Origin of the sequence: Microcystis sp. M_OC_Ca_00000000_C217Col (genome assembly GCF_007095585.1) — a bacterium.
In the GTDB taxonomy this organism is placed as follows: Bacteria; Cyanobacteriota; Cyanobacteriia; order Cyanobacteriales; family Microcystaceae; genus Microcystis; species Microcystis panniformis.
The window spans coordinates 1-17477 of the sequence record NZ_SFBV01000259.1 but is presented as its reverse complement, the minus strand read 5'-3'; the positions used below and the strand labels follow the sequence as shown (position 1 = coordinate 17477).

14 protein-coding genes are annotated in these 17477 nt (G+C 43.2%); 4 read left to right on the top strand and 10 right to left on the bottom strand.

From position 1 onward, the window contains the following. Nucleotides 1–371 precede the first annotated feature (371 nt). The 4 genes from groL to pcrA all read right to left on the bottom strand — a co-directional run bounded on the left by groL (nucleotide 372) and on the right by pcrA (nucleotide 6026). Nucleotides 372–1997 (bottom strand): chaperonin GroEL, encoded by a 1626-nt coding sequence (gene groL, locus EWV66_RS16070; RefSeq protein ID WP_002744527.1) that lies wholly within the window; start codon nucleotides 1995–1997, stop codon nucleotides 372–374. A 46-nt stretch (nucleotides 1998–2043) separates the two neighbouring features. Next, the gene (groES, locus tag EWV66_RS16065; protein ID WP_002769848.1) at nucleotides 2044–2355 is read right to left on the bottom strand and encodes a co-chaperone GroES; all 312 of its coding nucleotides are present in this window, start codon (nucleotides 2353–2355) and stop codon (nucleotides 2044–2046) included. Between the two features lie 542 nt (nucleotides 2356–2897). Beyond that, complete coding sequence (locus tag EWV66_RS16060; protein WP_002769850.1) at nucleotides 2898–3329, bottom strand: CAAD domain-containing protein; 432 nt, start codon at nucleotides 3327–3329, stop codon at nucleotides 2898–2900. A 375-nt stretch (nucleotides 3330–3704) separates the two neighbouring features. After that, nucleotides 3705–6026: a DNA helicase PcrA gene (gene pcrA / locus EWV66_RS16055; RefSeq protein ID WP_287108058.1), complete on the bottom strand. Its 2322-nt coding sequence runs from the start codon at nucleotides 6024–6026 to the stop codon at nucleotides 3705–3707. A 325-nt stretch (nucleotides 6027–6351) separates the two neighbouring features. Here pcrA and metK point away from each other — a divergent pair, with 325 nt between their 5' ends. Together metK and EWV66_RS16045 are read left to right on the top strand one after the other, a co-directional pair. After that, nucleotides 6352–7578 (top strand): methionine adenosyltransferase, encoded by a 1227-nt coding sequence (metK, locus tag EWV66_RS16050; RefSeq protein WP_287108057.1) that lies wholly within the window; start codon nucleotides 6352–6354, stop codon nucleotides 7576–7578. Between the two features lie 560 nt (nucleotides 7579–8138). Further along, nucleotides 8139–10013: an ABC transporter ATP-binding protein gene (locus EWV66_RS16045; protein WP_185237846.1), complete on the top strand. Its 1875-nt coding sequence runs from the start codon at nucleotides 8139–8141 to the stop codon at nucleotides 10011–10013. 97 nt (nucleotides 10014–10110) lie between these two features. Here the strand turns inward: EWV66_RS16045 and EWV66_RS16040 are convergent, their stop codons facing one another. After that, entirely contained in the window at nucleotides 10111–11508 is a 1398-nt protein-coding gene (locus EWV66_RS16040) for an amidase (RefSeq protein ID WP_052278119.1), read from the bottom strand. 142 nt (nucleotides 11509–11650) lie between these two features. On the opposite strand from EWV66_RS16040, the gene pyrR reads away from it, so the two are divergent. Continuing rightward, entirely contained in the window at nucleotides 11651–12184 is a 534-nt protein-coding gene (gene pyrR, locus EWV66_RS16035) for a bifunctional pyr operon transcriptional regulator/uracil phosphoribosyltransferase PyrR (protein WP_002769862.1), read from the top strand. A 16-nt stretch (nucleotides 12185–12200) separates the two neighbouring features. Here pyrR and EWV66_RS16030 read toward each other — a convergent pair whose 3' ends face one another. From EWV66_RS16030 to EWV66_RS16010, 5 genes are all read right to left on the bottom strand, one after another. Then, complete coding sequence (locus tag EWV66_RS16030; protein WP_172967336.1) at nucleotides 12201–12476, bottom strand: GlsB/YeaQ/YmgE family stress response membrane protein; 276 nt, start codon at nucleotides 12474–12476, stop codon at nucleotides 12201–12203. A gap of 14 nt (nucleotides 12477–12490) precedes the next feature. Then, complete coding sequence (locus tag EWV66_RS16025; RefSeq protein WP_052278120.1) at nucleotides 12491–12727, bottom strand: CsbD family protein; 237 nt, start codon at nucleotides 12725–12727, stop codon at nucleotides 12491–12493. 270 nt (nucleotides 12728–12997) lie between these two features. Further along, nucleotides 12998–13780 (bottom strand): endonuclease/exonuclease/phosphatase family protein, encoded by a 783-nt coding sequence (locus EWV66_RS16020; protein ID WP_052278121.1) that lies wholly within the window; start codon nucleotides 13778–13780, stop codon nucleotides 12998–13000. Nucleotides 13781–13952: 172 nt separating this feature from the next. After that, nucleotides 13953–15569 carry an ABC transporter substrate-binding protein gene (locus EWV66_RS16015; protein WP_072926583.1) on the bottom strand — a complete coding sequence of 539 codons (1617 nt, stop codon included), beginning with the start codon at nucleotides 15567–15569 and terminating at the stop codon, nucleotides 13953–13955. 441 nt (nucleotides 15570–16010) lie between these two features. Beyond that, nucleotides 16011–16550: a pentapeptide repeat-containing protein gene (locus tag EWV66_RS16010; protein WP_004161439.1), complete on the bottom strand. Its 540-nt coding sequence runs from the start codon at nucleotides 16548–16550 to the stop codon at nucleotides 16011–16013. Between the two features lie 69 nt (nucleotides 16551–16619). Between EWV66_RS16010 and EWV66_RS16005 the strand changes: the two genes are divergently transcribed. Further along, nucleotides 16620–17237 carry a DedA family protein gene (locus EWV66_RS16005; RefSeq protein WP_002759504.1) on the top strand — a complete coding sequence of 206 codons (618 nt, stop codon included), beginning with the start codon at nucleotides 16620–16622 and terminating at the stop codon, nucleotides 17235–17237. Nucleotides 17238–17477 lie beyond the last annotated feature (240 nt).

Genomic DNA, 17477 nt, shown 5'->3' with positions numbered 1-17477 from the left:
CAGCTTGCTGACAATTTACCACCTTGTTCCTAGAGATTCACACTTTTTGTTATCTCTGATCAAGGGTTGCGCTTGCTTTGGTTTAACCTGAGCGACTTAGTTTTTGCTGCGCTTTTTTCCGGCTTGAGATTTTGAGTTTTACGGCAACTGCTTGAGTTTTTTTGAATTAGCCCTTGACAATCAAGACAGTCGCTACAGCTTAAAAGCTTCCCGGTTTGTATAGTAAATTCGTAGGTCGGGTTGAGGCAACGAAAAACGGGTTTCTCCGAGAAACCCGTTTTCTACTCATGCACTCATGCAAAAAGATGTTTTTTCATCAAAAAAACTCGATCGCATTTAAGTGATCGAGTCGAGAAAAAATAGACTAATTACTAATAGTCGAAATCTCCACCGCCGCCTGGAGCAGCGGCTTTTTCTTTTTCGGGTTTATCCACCACAATACACTCGGTAGTTAAAACCATACCGGCGATAGAAGCGGCATTTTGTAGGGCAGAACGAGTCACTTTCGCGGGGTCAACGATACCCGCCTCAAACATATCGGAGAACTCACCAGTAGCGGCATTATAACCGACATTAAAGGGCTTTTCTTTCACCCGTTCGGCAATAACTGCACCGTTTTGGCCGGCATTTTCAGCGATCCGTTTTAAGGGAGCAGCAATGGCGCGAGAAACGATTAAAGCACCGGTTAATTCTTCATGGTGTAGGGTTTCTTTGGCCCAAGTTTCCAATTGGGGAGCCAGGTGAGCTAAAGTAGTACCACCTCCGGGGACGATGCCTTCTTCTACGGCTGCTTTAGTGGCGTTAATTGCGTCTTCTAAGCGCAATTTGCGGTCTTTCATTTCCGTTTCGGTAGCGGCACCGACTTTAATCACTGCCACACCCCCGGCTAATTTAGCCAGACGTTCTTGCAGTTTTTCTTTATCGTAGGAAGAATCGGTTTCCTCGATTTGACGGCGAATTTGCTCACAACGGGTTTTCACTGCCACGTCGTTGCCTTCGGCGACGATGGTGGTGGTATCTTTGTTCATGGTGATACGACGGGCCGTACCTAAGCTGTCAATTTTGGTGGTTTCCAGTTTTAAACCCGCATCTTCGCTGATTACTTGACCACCGGTTAAGACGGCGATATCTTCTAACATCGCTTTTCTGCGATCGCCAAATCCAGGGGCCTTCACCGCAGTGACGTTAAGAACACCGCGCAGACGGTTAACTACTAGGGTTGCCAAAGCTTCTTTTTCGATGTCTTCGGCGATAATTACTAGGGGTTTACCTTGACGGGCCACCTGTTCGAGAATGGGAACCAAATCCTGTACTAAACCGATTTTTTTGTCGGTAATCAGAATAGCGGGATCCTCAAAAACGCATTCCATGCGCTCGGTGTCGGTGACAAAGTAGGGAGAGATATAACCTTTGTCAAAACGCATCCCTTCGGTGATTTCTAGTTCGGTGGTCATGGATTTCCCTTCTTCTAGGGAAATTACGCCTTCTTTACCGACTTTATCCATGGCCGAGGCGATCATTTGACCGACTTCATCATCGTTACCGGCAGAGATAGCGCCCACTTGTGCGATCGCTTTGGAATCTTCTACGGGTTTCGCGTGTTTGGCGATTTGACTGACGAGGAAATCGGCAGCTTTATCGATCCCTTTTTTCAGAGAAATCGGGTTAGCACCGGCGGCGACGTTGCGTAAACCTTCTTTAACGATAGCGTGGGCGAGAACGGTGGCGGTAGTTGTACCATCACCTGCCACATCGTTGGTTTTTGAGGCGGCTTGGCGAATTAAAGCCACACCGGTGTTCTCGATATGGTCTTCCAGTTCGATTTCTTTAGCGATGGTGATGCCATCATTGACGATTTGGGGTGCGCCAAATTTCTTTTCGAGGACGACGTTACGACCTTTGGGACCGAGGGTGACGGCTACCGCTTCGGCCAGCAGATCCATGCCTTTTTCTAGGGCTCGACGAGCATCTTCGTTGTAGATAATAGATTTAGCCATAATGTATCGTTATTCGTGCAAAATAGGGGTTTTCAAGGGTAGATGATTAGGAAACGGAGGCGAGAATGTCTTTTTCGGAGAGGAGAACGTACTCTTCGCCACCAAGTTTGATATCGGTTCCGGCATATTTGGAGTAGAGAACTTTGTCCCCCACACCCACTTCCACAGGGGTGCGGCTACCGTCATCGTTGCGTTTGCCAGCGCCGACGGCCACGACTTCTCCGATTTGGGGTTTTTCTTTAGCGGCATCGGGAAGGAAAATGCCACCGGCGGTTTTTTCTTCGCTGGGGCTAACTTTAACGAAAACTCGATCGCCTAGGGGTTTAACAGTTGTTACGTTGATGCTGACTGCAGCCATGGAATATCCTCCGTTTGTCTTGTATTTGGGTAAGTGCCTTTTCCAGATTAGCACTCTTACCTTCCGAGTGCTAATTTACCGAAATAGAAGTCCCCCTGACAACGGCTCGATCGGTACGGGTTTCCGAACTATGGTGTTAAGCTAGGGTTTGCTGAAAAAGTTTGTTGGTCGGGTCAGGAATCAGTATTCTCCGAGTCAGGAGAATTAAGAATGAGCATTAATCAATTGAATGCTCTATTTAAGAATTTTAGGCAATTTTATGCTTATTTCTCTCATTTTTGCCCTCTCAAAAATTAATTAGGGTTTGCTGAATAAATTTGAAATGTAGGCAACCTTGCGTCTTCATCGGCCCGCGTCCTGTAGGGGCGAAGCATTCGGGCAATAACCTATCGGTGAAACCGGAGATTTTCTATCCGAATGCTTCGCCCGTACTTTTTGCCGCAAACCCTACTTATGCAAGAACTCTAGTGTAAGCTGTTGTGCAAAAACAAAAGAGTTGAGCGGAAACACTCAACTCCTTTGTTTTTTATGCTTGATTCTATCTATAAAGTGTTATTGTGACTGCCAAAAACTTGCGCTTTTAGTGCATCAATTTCGGCTAATAACTCGCGACGATTTTCATCTTTGAGCAGATAGCGCCAGACAAACCAACCAGTGTAAACGATCCCAACTAATTGTAGGATAGGAGCAAGGAGGGGAATATCATCGATCGCATCTAAGACCGCTAGGGTAACTTTTACGGTGACAAAACTCGCTAAAATTGCCCCCAGAACGATTAAAGGTTTTTTGTATCCAGAGAAGAAACTACCGATATAATCGGGGACATTAGCCAGATAGGACATTACCGAATCCCAAACTGGTTCTACATATTCAGACCAAATCTGTTCGGTGCTGCTGCTGCTGGGTTTGCTCAGAGACCCGGGTAAATCTGTTCTAATCGGATTTTGTGTTTCGGTGGGTTGCATTGATTCCATATTAACTGATCCTCATCATAAAGGTTAGACAGTGCGCGAATACGACCAACGGGGGTCAATTTTAACAGACTGAATAGACTAACTCGCTGTTGCCCATATTATCGGATAATTGCGATAGTAGGCGGAAAGTTTCTCAACAACTATTAAGAATCAAGGATTTAGCTTCTCAATTTTATCGTCAGTCTGACCGCAATTCTCTATTCTAACAGCAGGTAGCGATCGGAGTTGAGGAATCAGGGGGTGTCAGTTATCAGTGAACAGTAATCAGTTATCAGTGGGGAGATAGGGAGTAAAAAGCCGGTGGGTTACGGCGAATACTCAATTTTTAGTGAGATTATAACTTATTTTCGCCTAACCCACCCTACAGATGATTACCTATTCCTGGATAAGTTGCATGGGTGCGGTGCGAGGATCGATGATTTTCTGACCTAAACCCGAAAATTTGACCGCTAGATTCATTTTTTTGCCCGTACCGAGGATATGGGTCACTTCTCCTTCTCCAAAAGTAGAGTGTAACACTCGATCGCCTACCTGCCATTTTCTTTGATTAGAGGCGGTTGTTTGAATGGGAACCACTTTTGGGGTCTTTTTGGGTTTCAGGTTGCTTGTGAGCAATTCTGGGGGCAATTCCTGCAAAAATTGGGAAGCTACCTTAGTCTCTTTATTTCCCCAGACATATCTTTCTTTTGCGTAGGTTAAAAATAATTGTTCCTTGGCCCGAGTCACTCCCACATAACACAAACGCCGTTCTTCCTCAAGAGCAATGGGATCGTTTAAACTACGATTATGGGGAAAAATGCCCTGTTCTAAACCGACTAAAAAGACGATAGGAAACTCTAAACCTTTGGCTGAATGTAGAGTCATTAACGATACTTTTTCCTGACCTTCCTGAAGATTATCTAAGTCCGAGGCTAAACTAGCACTAGCGAGAAATTCCCGTAGATTAGTTTCCTCATTTTCCTCTTGAAATTGTACCACGGCGGTATAAAGTTCTTGGATATTTTCGATCCGGGTATCAGCTTCCTCGGTTCCCTGCTGTTTTAATTCATCAATATATCCCGAATTTTCCATGATTTGATCTAGGATTTCACTAGCGGATAAATCGGTGATTTTTTCTTGCAGGTTTTGGATAGTTTTAGCTAATTTATTGATGCTTTTAGTCGCACGACCAGCGAGAGTATTAACGGAAGTTTCATCGCTGATAATTTCCCATAAAGGTACTCCTAATTCTTGGGCAGCTTTGAGCAAATTATCGATTGTGGTTTTACCGATACCGCGCCGGGGAGTGTTAATAATTCTCAGTAAACTAACGGTATCAGCAGGATTGGCAATCACTCGTAAATAAGCGATCGCATCTTTAATCTCCTGTCGATCATAAAATTTAAATCCCCCGACAATATTATAGGGGATATTATTGCGAATTAACCCATCTTCAAAGGGACGAGATTGGGCATTAATTCGGTAGAGAATAGCAAAACTACCCCAATTTAATTCGGGGTTTTCTTGGGTAAATTCTCTGATTTTATCGATAACAAAAGCTGCTTCTTCCTGTTCATCTCTGGCTTTAAAAACATAGATACTATCGCCCCCTTCTCTAGTGGGAACAAGGACTTTATCGATTCTTTGACTATTCTTTTCAATTAATTTATTGGCCGCTTGCAGAATATTTTCCCGTGAACGATAGTTTTCCTGTAGTTTCACCATCGTGCGAGTATCATCATCGGGTAAACCATCGCCAAAGTCCGCTTGAAAATTGAGCAAAATAGTAAAATCTGCCATCCGAAAACTATAGATAGATTGGTCGGCATCACCCACCACAAAAATCGATCGATCCGTCCAATTCCACTCACTTTTTTTTGTTTCACCATTGGTGGACAAAAGCCGAATTAACTCGTACTGAATCCGGTTAGTATCTTGGTATTCATCGACTAAAATATGCTTAAATTGCGTGTGCCAATAACCGAGAATAGATTCATTTTGCTGAAAAAGACGGACTGGAACCAGTATCAAATCATCAAAATCTAGGGCGTTATTTTGTGCTAATTGCATCTGATAAGTCTGATAAACCTCAGAAATGACCCTTCCCCGAAAATGAGGGTTTTCTCTGGCGTAATCTGTGGGGGTTAAACCTAAATTTTTGGCATTACTAATCGCATAACGTAGATTGCGAGCATCAAATTTTTTATCGTCTAAATTCATTTGTTTAGTGACGATATTTTTCACCAAACTCTGGGCATCAGATTCGTCCATAATTGAGAAATTCCTTTGCCAACTATGACCATATTCATCCTGATATTTATTAATGTCATAGCGCAAAATTCGACCGCAAAGACTGTGAAAAGTCCCAATCCAGAGTTTTTTAGTATAATTCCGATAAACTTGAGAAAAGAGTTTTTTCTGTTCGTATTCTTCCAAAAGTTCTAATCTTTGACCGTATTTTTCCTGTGCTTTCTGTTGAGCAAAAGTTTTTTCAATTCTAGTTTTCATTTCCCGGGCCGCCTTATTGGTAAAAGTGACCGCGAGAATATTTTCCGGCTCGACCCCGTGATGACGGATCAAATGGGCGATACGATAGGTTAAAGCGCTAGTTTTTCCCGATCCTGCTCCAGCAACCACCAACAGGGGGCCGCAAAAATGCTCCACAGCAAGGCGCTGGGAAGGATTGAGTTGTTCTAAATAATCGGCTGTGACTGTCATAATCTTTCCGTATAGCTCTGCGACCTCTATTAATCAGGCTACATCATCGAGACGGCTATCGGGCATTAGTCAACCCCTTCAAGAAATAAAAATTTTTTGGGCTAGTTTGTTTCAAATCGCTCAAGATTCTAAGTTGTCATCTACAATGGAATTAGCGGAGACGAAAGTTTCCGTTCACTCCTCACACCACACTCCGTCCGAACAATGTTCGGGCGGTTTCTTATTGAAAATACTTTATCTCTACAAATTCCCTGTTACACTGTATTATCAAAGATTTCTTGGAATCTTTTTGCGTTCAAACGTACTACTATGTGAGGGACATCACTTGTCTAAACGTTATTTGTTCACCTCCGAATCGGTTACAGAGGGACATCCCGATAAAATTTGTGACCAGATTTCTGATACTATTCTCGATGCTCTGTTATCCCAAGATGACCACAGTCGTGTAGCGGCTGAAGTGGTTGTCAATACAGGGTTAGTCTTGATTACTGGTGAAATCACCTCGAAAGCACAGGTTCACTTCGTCGATTTAGTTCGCAAGAAAATCGCTGAAATCGGCTATATCAACGCAGATAACGGCTTTTCCTCGAATAGTTGCACCGTTTTAGTCGCTTTAGACGAACAATCTCCCGATATTTCCCAGGGGGTCACGGCTGCTCAGGAAAATCGCGAACTTCTCAGCAATGATGAACTCGATAAAATTGGTGCGGGAGACCAGGGTATTGTCTTCGGTTTCGCTTGCAATGAAACCCCCGAATTTATGCCCTTACCGATTAGTTTAGCCCACCGCATCGCTCGCCGTCTAGCGGCAGTCAGAAAAACCGGTGAACTTTCCTATCTGCGTCCCGACGGTAAAACGCAAGTATCGGTCATTTATGAAGATGGTCGTCCCGTGGGTATCGATACTATCCTTGTTTCTACCCAACACGATGCTACTATCGGCGATATCACTGATAATGATCTCGTCCAACAAAAGATTAAAAGTGATCTCTGGAAAGCGGTAGTAGAGCCGGTTTTCAGCGATTTAGAGATTAAACCCGATGCCAACACCCGTTATCTGGTTAATCCCACCGGAAAATTCGTCATTGGTGGACCCCAAGGCGACGCGGGATTAACGGGACGGAAAATTATCGTCGATACCTACGGTGGCTATTCTCGTCACGGTGGCGGCGCTTTCTCCGGTAAGGATCCTACCAAAGTCGATCGCTCCGCGGCCTATGCTTGCCGTTATGTGGCCAAAAATATCGTCGCTGCTGGTTTGGCCGATAAGTGCGAGATTCAAGTGGGTTATGCGATTGGGGTAGCTCGTCCGGTGAGTCTCTTCGTGGAAACCTTTGGCACTGGCAAAGTCGCTGATGATGTGATTCTGGACTTAATCAATAAATACTTTGAACTTCGTCCGGCCGGTATTATCCAAACCTTTAACCTGCGCGGTTTACCCTCGGAAAGAGGCGATCGTTTTTACCAAGATGTGGCCGCTTATGGTCATTTTGGGCGCAATGATCTCGATTTACCCTGGGAAAAGACCGATAAAGCCGCTATCCTCAAATAAGCTTTGACTTCTGTGGTAGTATAGGGTTAGAAATTAACTGCAATTTTTGATTGAGGAGTAGAGTTTCAGGCTCTATTCCTTTTTTCGACGGTTTTTAAACAGAAAAAGCTATATTTATCAGTCAATCGAATCTGTCTTTCTGTTTGTGTTCTTTGTGCCTTTGTGTTTATCCTTAACTCTTATGGTATAACTGGACAACAAAAGGTTTGGTTTTAAACTTTAGCCTCCCTATTCTCTGGGTCCTCTTGTAGCTAAAAATAGCTCACCTCTTATTTGTTGATGAGTGAAGGTGAATATAGCTTTTCTCATCAAGATGCAGTGTAACCTGATTGGGTAAGTAAAACTTCCCACCTCATCATTAAGATAACTGCTATATAGTTAAAATTGACAACTTAGGTGTTTAGCGATTTTTGTCAATTATTTTTCTCTAGAGCGAACTAATCAATTAAGTCTCTTGCCAGATAAGGATTTAGTCGATTTATGCTCCCCTATCGAACCATACCAAGTAACGAAGAGCCACTTAGGTTAAGATGATGCTAGGTTTCACCAGTTAAAGAGCTATGGATAACAAAGTTCTCGACGTTCGCCATCTCACCGTTGAATTTTCTAATCAGAAAAGAACAACAGTCGCCGTTAATAACATTAGTTTTAGCTTGCAGAAAGGTCAAGTTCTCGGTTGTGTGGGGGAGTCGGGTTCAGGAAAATCCGTCACCTCCCTTGCACTCATGGGATTGGTTCCCTCTCCTGGAAAAATTACCGGGGGAGAAATTTGCTTTCGTCCGGCAAAAGGTCCGTCAATGCAAGCAGTAGATTTATTATCTATTCCCCCGGAAGAATTGCGTTATTATCGCGGGGGAGAAATGGCGATGATTTTCCAAGAACCAATGAGTTCTCTTAATCCAGTTTATAACATCGAGTTTCAACTCACAGAAGCAATTTTACTGCATCAAAAAGTCACCACTGAACAGGCAAAAAATCAAGCCATCTCTCTACTGCAAGAAGTGCGCTTATTACCCAGTGATGAACAGTTGGAGGAGAAGTATATAGAAACTTTTCCCTTAGAAAATAAGGGTCATGTCAGAGAAAAAATTAGAACTTATATTCAGGAACAAAAAGAGGCAATTCTCAAGCGTTATCCTCACGAATTATCGGGGGGACAATTACAAAGGGTAATGATTGCCATGGCGATTTCTTGTAATCCTACCCTATTAATTGCCGATGAACCAACCACCGCTTTAGATGTGACTGTCCAAGCAGAAATATTAAGATTATTAAGAGATTTGTGTAAAAGCGATCGAGAAATGTCAATGGTTTTTATCTCCCACGATTTAGGAGTTATTAACGAAATTGCCGATCAAATTGTCGTGATGTATCAAGGAGAAATTGTCGAACAGGGAACTAAAGAAGAAGTATTAAATTATCCCCAACATCCCTACACAAAAGGTTTACTTGCCTGTCGTCCTCGCTTAAACTCTCGTCCAGAAAAATTGCCCACCGTCAGCGATTTTTTACGAGTGGAAAAAGACTCTCAAGGTAAGATTATTGAATTACAGGAAATTACTCCACCAGCAGTTAAATTTATTACTCTCCAAGAGGAAGAAAGCAGAATTGAAGGTTTACAACATCACGAGAATATTTTATCGGTAGAAAATTTATCGGTTAGATTTCCAGTTAAGGGAGTTTTCGGGCAAGTAAAGACCTTTTTTAATGCCGTAGATCAGGTCAGTTTTGCCGTTAAACGGGGGGAAACCCTGGGTTTAGTCGGTGAGTCGGGCTGCGGAAAATCTACCTTAGCAAGGACAATTCTGCGCTTAATTCCTGCCACTTCTGGAGATATCTATTTCCGAGGAGAAAATCTCGCTAAATTAAACCCCAGCGATCCAAAATTAAGACTACTGCGCCGGGAATTACAGATAGTTTTTCAGAATCCCTACAACTCCCTGAATCCCCGTTTATCCATCGGTAAAGCAATTTTAGAACCGATGGTTATTCATCATACCGGCGGCAATTACAAAAAGCAACGGCAACGAGTAGAATATTTATTAGAACGAGTTAAACTCGATCCTAATTGGTTTGATCGCTATCCCCATCAATTATCGGGAGGACAACGACAAAGGGTGTGTATTGCTCGCGCTTTAGCCTTAAATCCTCAGTTTATTATCTGTGATGAATCTGTCTCTGCTTTAGATGTTTCCGTGCAAGCGGGAGTCTTAAATTTACTCAAAGAATTACAGCAGGAATTTAATCTCACTTATATCTTTATTTCCCACGATTTAAGTGTCGTCAGATTTATGAGCGATCGCATTATGGTGATGAATAAAGGTAAAATTGAGGAAATTGGTACAGCTAACGAAATTATCAACTCTCCCCAAAGCGATTACACCCGTAAACTTATCGCTTCCATTCCCCAATTTACCGAAAGTCTTGCTAGTTAAGTAGCTGGTTATAATTAAATTAAAAATGGATTTTAGCTTCGATCCCCCCTTAGTCCCCCCTTAATAAGGGGGGTGTCTGACAACTTTTAACACCTACCTACTTAAAATTAGCAGTCAAACCGAAAGGATTAGCTGCCTCTAATTGTGCCGATAAACCTAACAAAGTGATTTCATCAGCAGGTTTACCTACTAACTGAATTGCCACGGGTAAACCCTGACTATCAACCCCTGTGGGTAAAGCAATCGCGGGTAAACCACTCGCATTAGCAATCGGAGAAGGAGCAATCCAACGAATTATATTATTAATCGCTTCTTCTGGTGGTAAATTTTCCCACTCACCAATTCCGGGGGGTTGATGTAGGAAAATGGGCAAAAGTAAGACATCAAAATTATCAAACATCGCCACAATTTGCCGCGAAATAATGTGCATCTGCTGCACTGCTTGCAGGTACTCCCCCGCGCTGCCAGAATTCTCTAATAACCATTGATTAAGGGGACTTAATAACTGCTTGGGAATTGCCGCCGCTGCCGTCCCCGCTTGCCAAATACGGCGAAAAGGAGCGATTAAAGCCTGTAAATCGGGAGAATACTCGGTTAAATGATGCCCCATGTCCTCTAAAATTTTAGCCGTCTCGATCACAGCATTTTTATAAACGGAAGCCGCTTCACCGAAGGGAGATATGGAAGTAGAAAAAGCGATTCTTAGGGGTTTTACGCCTCTCTGAGTGGCTTCTAGGAAAGAAAAGGGCGGATCGGGTAGCCAGTAGGGATCGCCCGTCGTATAGCCCGAAATCACGGTAAGCAGCGCCGCCCCATCTGCCACCGTCTTAGAAAGAGTGCCGTTAGTGGCGATACCGCTTTGAAATTCCCCCACCGGGGCATAGGAAACGCGCCCACGACTGGGTTTTATCCCCACCAAACCGCAACAACCCGCCGGAGTACGAATGGAACCACCACCGTCGGAACCCTGGGCAATCGGGCAGAAACCCGCCGCTACCGCCGCCGCCGCGCCGCCACTGGAACCTCCTGCGGTATAATCGCGGTTGAAGGGGTTACGAGTCGGCAAAAAACCCGGATTTTCGGTGTAGGGAAAGGAACCTAACTGGGAAGTGGCAGTTTTGCCCAGAAGGATAAAACCCGCCATTTTCATTCTGGTGACGATTCCTTCGTCGTATTGGGCGATATTTCCCTGTAAGGCGGCGACTCCGTAACTAACTGGCATTCCAGCGACGGCATTTAAGTCTTTAATGGCGGTGGGAACTCCAAAAAAAGGCGGTAATTCGGCAGTATCGGTGATTTGACTTAATTGTTCCGTTTGGGCGCCCGCGGTTGCTAGGGAGCTTTCCCCGGCGACATGGACAAAACCACCAATTTGACTGTCAAATTTTTCAATTCTGTCGAGGTATAAATGGGTTAATTCTAGGGGGGAGATTTGTTTAGTGCGAATCAGTTGGGCTAATTCTAGGGCAGATTTTTGCAATAATTCATCACTCATGAGCGATCGAGGTAAAATAGGTAAGTGAAAATAATTATATTCGTTAGTGGGAAGATGGTTTTAAAGGAAAAAAGAAAAAGTTAAAAAAGACCATTACTGTAAAAATTTCCCTATCCCCTATCCCCCCTTGTCTTGGAAAATTATGACCTCACAGTTAATTGAAATTCTCTCGGCTGACGAAATTCGTCGCACCATTACCCGTTTAGCTTCCGAAGTTATCGAAAAAAGTGGCGATTTAAATAATTTGATTTTGATCGGTATCTACACGCGAGGAGTGCCTTTAGCTAATTTAATTGCTAGTCAAATTGAGAGCTTAGAAGGGGTAAAAGTTCCCGTGGGAGCGATCGATATTACCTTCTATCGCGACGATCTTGATCGCATTAAAACTCGCACTCCTGCTAAAACCAAAATGCCCCTAGATGTCACGGGAAAAACCGTGATTTTAGTCGATGATGTTATCTATAAAGGTCGCACAATCCGCGCCGCTTTTAATGCTATTATTGAGTATGGCAGACCGCAAAAAATCCGCTTATTAGTCCTCGTTGATCGTGGTCATCGGGAATTACCAATTCACCCGGATTTTACGGGCAAAAAACTACCCACCGCAGCCGAGGAACAGGTAAAGGTTTATCTACAAGAGATTGACGGCAAAGATGGGGTGGAATTAATCAAATAAAGAGGAGTTAAGACTATTAGCGAGGAAGGAGTTTGGTAACTAATCCCCAGAGGAAAATAAACAGGATTGCCCCGATAATAGCCACAAAAATACCCGGTATGCTCAAGCTAGAACTCCCTAGGGCAAAACTGCCAGTTTGAAGCAAATTTAACAGGGTTCCCCCCACAAAAGCCCCGATAATTCCTAGCAAAGTCGTGGCAAAAATACCACCCCCCTGTCGCCCAGGATAAATAGCTTTTGCGATCGCACCAGCAATAAAGCCCAAAATTATCCAAGAAATGACATTAATCATGATTTTAATCCCGTTCAGTTAATTTTGTCTTTGATGTTTTCGATTGCGTCCTGGGCAGCGTTTTTCATGTCCTCCAACAAATTTTCTGCCTTATCTTTGACATCAGCTGCCACGTTCATTGCCGCTGCTTGTACCTGCTTTAATTCTCCTTCTGCTTTCATTTTCTCGTCGCCAGTTAATTCTCCAGCAGCCGATTGTACTTTCCCCTCGACATTTTTGGCAGCCGCTTTCATTTTGTCTTCGATGCTCATAAATTTTTCCTCGGTCAAGAAATTGTTCTTGTTATTTTTATAACACAAATGCGGTAATTACTGCCCTTTAAAAACTTAAATAAATCTTAAGTTTTTGGAAATAATTATTATTGGTTTCGCCATTGAGAGCGATCTATATCTGGCAAGGCTTGCGCTTATTGTTAATTTTTTTGTCGTTTAAAAAACTTAACAAATTTAACCATCGAATCACCAGAGTCTGCTGAAGCTTTTACCCTCTATATATTTGCTAAATAAAAAAATCATCTATTTTTAGGGCAAGGTAAAAGCAGCAATTACGGGATAATGATCGGAAGGAATCAGATTCAACCAACGGGAAGGATCGACTTTTGCCCAATCTAACTGCAAACGGCTATCATAATAAATGGTATCGATGGCTAAATAAGGGGTATCGGTATAATTATTAAAGCTCATTTGTTCGGCTAATTCCAAATCGGCTAAAGCATCCTTTAATCTAATTTCTGACTGGAGAGGTTGAGTTAAAATCTGACGGGGTAATCGTTGAGAATTAACATTAAAATCACCCGTTAAAAATAGGTAATCTTTTGTTAAATCTAGTTGACAAAAATGCTCCTGTATGCACTTAGCACCTAAGTCCTTAGCTTTGTCGCTATAGTAATCGAGATGGGTATTATAAAACTGCAAAGTTTGCCCCTCAAGAGTGCGAAATTTAGCCCCCGTTACCATGCGGGGATAAGGATTACCCCAAGCTTCAGTGATACTGCCAACAATATCGGGAGTTTCTGATAGCCAAAATTCGTATATTTCTAAACATTTTAACCGACTTGGTTGATATAAAATCGCACAATGTTCATCTAATCCTGTCCCTCTGCGATCGCTGCCTAAACTTTGGTATTTTGGCAATAAACGGTGTAGATCCAATAGTTGATTAGCGCGAGCTTCCTGAGTACCAATTATATCGGGAGAATAGTGAGCAATTAGAGCCGCTACTGCTTCCCTTCTTACTCGCCAATTACGCTCATCAGGATCGGGTTTATCGTAGCGAATATTAAAGGACATTGCTGTTAGTTTCATAGGAAAATGGAGAATGAGGAAGGGAATCGGGAGTGGGAAGTGGGGAAGTGGGGAAGTGGGGAAGTGGGGAAGTGGGGAAGTGGGGAAGCTGTCTCATCACCCTATCACCCCAAAACCCTCCGCAACGCGCACGCAGTGACCACCCTATCTCCTGACTCCTAATAATTAATTATCAGGATTTTTTGGCAATTGTCCAGAAGGGAAAAGTTTGACTGGGATTGATGATAACCCCCGTGATGCCATGGCGAGCAAAAGCGTATTCCTTGGTTTGCCAAAGAGGAATATAGGGAACTTCATCGGCGAGAATTTCTTGAATTTTGCCAAAAATCTGCTTTCTTTTGGCTGGGTTACTTTCCCGACGGGATTGTGCGATTAATTGATTCATTTCTTGACTGTAAAAAAATGAGCCTTGACTTTGCGATCCTCCTTCTTCACAACCAGTTTTTGGGGAACCTTTAGCACAATCTAAAAAGGGATAAATATAGTTATCTGCATCCAAAAAATCGGGATACCAATTAGATAGAGCAGTGGTATAAAGTCCCCGGCTAATATTACGGAAAAAGGCCGCTCCTAGGATACTATTGGGTTCAAATTGAATCATATTATCTAAATCCCGTTTTGCTAGAGCTTTCATCACTGCTGCCACGCTGCTGGAAGTAATCGATCCCGAGGAGTGCCAAACTTCTACAATTGCGGGTTTTTCTGGACTATAACCAGCAGTTTTTAGTAATTGTTTTGCTTGCTCTATATTATGGTTGCCATAGCGCTCTTTAAACACCGGTTGTGACTCGGAAAAAGTAGTAGGAATGAGACTAAAAAGAGGTATCCCTTGACCTTGTAAAATGCGATCATTAAGTAAATCTCGATCGACTAGAGAAGCAATTGCTTGTCGCACTAAAATATTATCGGTGGGTTCACTTTTGAGATTGACGCTCATAAAGTTAATTGCTGCCCCAGAAGATTCGATCGCTTGCCATTTTCCCTGGGCTGCTTCTGTGCGTAATTTTCTCACTTGAGGAGGCAGTAAAGATTGATAAGCAATATCCACCGCACCTGTTTGAAAACCGTTAAATAAATTGGCAGGATTCGAGAGATAAATTTGCACATTAACTCCCTTATTTTTGGCCGGTTCTCCCCAATAGCGATCGAAGGCTTCTAAACTAAAAGAATCGCTAGTAACTGCTTTTAATCGATAATGTCCTGTGCCGATAAATTCTTCGGGTTTAAATTTACCCTCGCCAATTTGATAAAATTTGGGTGAAACCGCACAGGCTCCGGGGTAAGCTAAAAGAGCGGGAAAAGCGGCAAAAGGTCTTGTTAGTTTAATAGTAATTTCGTCTTCTTTTGTAGCGGTGATTTTATCAATTGTATCCCGGAGAAGAAAGGACGGTTCGCCACCATTTTTGATGAATCTTTCTAGGGAAAACTTCATCGCCTCTGCGTTAAAAACCGTGCCATCATGAAAGATAACTCCCCGACGTACTGGGATAGTATAAGTCAAACCATCGGGGCTAATTTGGGGCAATTCCGTGGCAAGGAGAGGCTTTAAATTAGTGGTTCCTTCGGCGTAGGTGTAGAGAGTTTCACCGAGATTATAAATAATAAAAAGTCCCGCTAACTCATAACTATCGGCCGGATCGATCGAGCGTGGTTTTAGGGTTGTCCCAATCATCAGGCGATCGCTATCTACTTGTAGTAAATTGGAATTAGTGGACTGACAGCCCACAGTCAGAAGAAGACAGAGGCAAAATAAACTTAAATAGCGATAAAGTTGGTGTAAAGGTTTCATCGATAGCGATTAACGGCAGCTAGGTATCAATCAATCCTATCATTTTTGTGCATAATCTTTTCCCCTAGGTTCCCTTAAGGAACTAGGTTGATTGCCTAATTGGTTGGGGAAAATTCTTCAATAACTGCACTGATTACCCAGACAATTAAACTAAATTTTCTGGTCGATGATGGCAAAAACTTGATCAATTTGGACAAGAAGAAGACCCTGGGCAGCAAAGGGTTTAAATGGTTCAGAATAGCTGGAGCTATGGAGGCAGATAGCAACCGATTAGAAACTCATCTTCTTTTATCTATCAGCCATTTAAGTAAGTAGTTATAATTAAATTGAAGATAGATTTTGCCTCTGATCCCCCCTTAGTCCCCCCTTGATCCCCCCTTAGTCCCCCCTTAGTCCCCCCTTGATAAGGGGGGTGTCTGATAATTTTTAACGACTACCTACTTAGGTTACTCCTGTCCCTTCCAAACAAGCTCGATCGAAAATTGCCCCCGTGGTTACTGCCGAGGCTAAACTAGCACAAAGAAGATTGGCATCAGTAAAATTTGTTCCGCGTAAAATCGCCCCGAAAAAAATTGCTTCCTCTAAATCGGTTGCCGACAGATCTGCTCCGGACAGATTAGCGCTAGTAAAATCCGCTTGGGTTAAAATCGCCCCGACAAAACTCACTCCCCGGCCATCGACACCGCGAAAATCCGCCCCGGACAAATCTAGATGATTAAAAACCGCCCCGGCTAAAAAAGCGCCGGCCAAACTTGCCCCAGTCACGATCGCATCGAGGAGAATTGCCCCGCGTAAATCGGCATTACGAAAATCTGCTCCCCTTAAATTTGCCCCCGTCAGGTCAGCACCGCGTAAATTTGCCCGTAAATTCGCCCCGGCTAGGTCTGCACCCGCTAAATCAGCCCCTGACAAGTTCATGCCCCCTAAATCTTTTATCTCACCCCGACGAATTGCTAATAAATCAATACTGGGAAAAGTCATGTTCAGCCACGGTTAAATACTGTAAAAATATCTTAGAATATTCGTAAACCTTTGTTAAGAAAGCGCTCCATGTCCCTAGAGCTATTATCCCTAGAAAATATTGAAGAAATCGCCCACCAATACGGATACTGGGCAGTATTTATCGGTATCACCCTCGAAAATACCGGGATTCCCATCCCAGGAGAAACCATCACCATTGTCGGCGGCTTCCTTGCCGGTAGCGGTGATTTGAACTATTGGTTAGTTTTAGTCAGCGCAATTACAGGAGCAGTTTTGGGTGATAATTTTGGCTATTGGCTCGGTCGCGCTGGAGGTTGGCCGTTTTTGTTAAAAGTTGGCAAATTCTTTCGGATTCCGCCTCAAAAACTAGAATTAGCCAAGGAACAATTTAGTAAAAATGCACCCCGGGCGGTCTTTTTCGGTCGCTTCGTGGCTTTGTTAAGAATCTTTGCAGGTCCCATGGCGGGAATTGCCCGAATGCCCTACGGTCGCTTTTTCCTCTGTAATCTCGGTGGAGCAACGGTGTGGGCGACGATTATGGTGACATTATCCTTCTTTTTAGGCCGTTTGTTCCCCTTGCACCAGTTAGTTACTTCTATGGCTCGTTTTGGTATCTTGGCTTTAATTATCGTCCTGGCCTGGACAATTATTCACCCCATCCTTGAGTCACGGAAAAAGGTGGCTTAAGTCCGTCATTTCAGTTATCAGTTATCAGTTATCAGTTATCAGTTATCAGTTATCAGTGATCAGTTATCAGTGATCAGTTATCAGTGATCAGTTATCAGTGATCAGTTATCAGTGATCAGTTATCAGTTATCAGTGATCAGTTATCAGTGATCAGTTATCAGTGATCAGTTATCAGTGATCAGTTATCAGTGATCAGTTATCAGTGATCAGTTATCAGTGATCAGTTATCAGTGATCAGTT

Bases quoted from the DNA above. Each gene is read 5' to 3' on its own strand.
- groL (WP_002744527.1), bottom strand. From the start codon at position 1,997: ATGGCTAAATCTATTATCTACAACGAAGATGCTCGTCGAGCCCTAGAA.
- groES (WP_002769848.1), bottom strand. From the start codon at position 2,355: ATGGCTGCAGTCAGCATCAACGTAACAACTGTTAAACCCCTAGGCGAT.
- EWV66_RS16060 (WP_002769850.1), bottom strand. From the start codon at position 3,329: ATGGAATCAATGCAACCCACCGAAACACAAAATCCGATTAGAACAGAT.
- pcrA (WP_287108058.1), bottom strand. From the start codon at position 6,026: ATGACAGTCACAGCCGATTATTTAGAACAACTCAATCCTTCCCAGCGC.
- EWV66_RS16045 (WP_185237846.1), top strand. From the start codon at position 8,139: ATGGATAACAAAGTTCTCGACGTTCGCCATCTCACCGTTGAATTTTCT.
- EWV66_RS16040 (WP_052278119.1), bottom strand. From the start codon at position 11,508: ATGAGTGATGAATTATTGCAAAAATCTGCCCTAGAATTAGCCCAACTG.
- pyrR (WP_002769862.1), top strand. From the start codon at position 11,651: ATGACCTCACAGTTAATTGAAATTCTCTCGGCTGACGAAATTCGTCGC.
- EWV66_RS16030 (WP_172967336.1), bottom strand. From the start codon at position 12,476: ATGATTAATGTCATTTCTTGGATAATTTTGGGCTTTATTGCTGGTGCG.
- EWV66_RS16025 (WP_052278120.1), bottom strand. From the start codon at position 12,727: ATGAGCATCGAAGACAAAATGAAAGCGGCTGCCAAAAATGTCGAGGGG.
- EWV66_RS16020 (WP_052278121.1), bottom strand. From the start codon at position 13,780: ATGAAACTAACAGCAATGTCCTTTAATATTCGCTACGATAAACCCGAT.
- EWV66_RS16015 (WP_072926583.1), bottom strand. From the start codon at position 15,569: ATGAAACCTTTACACCAACTTTATCGCTATTTAAGTTTATTTTGCCTC.
- EWV66_RS16010 (WP_004161439.1), bottom strand. From the start codon at position 16,550: ATGACTTTTCCCAGTATTGATTTATTAGCAATTCGTCGGGGTGAGATA.
- EWV66_RS16005 (WP_002759504.1), top strand. From the start codon at position 16,620: ATGTCCCTAGAGCTATTATCCCTAGAAAATATTGAAGAAATCGCCCAC.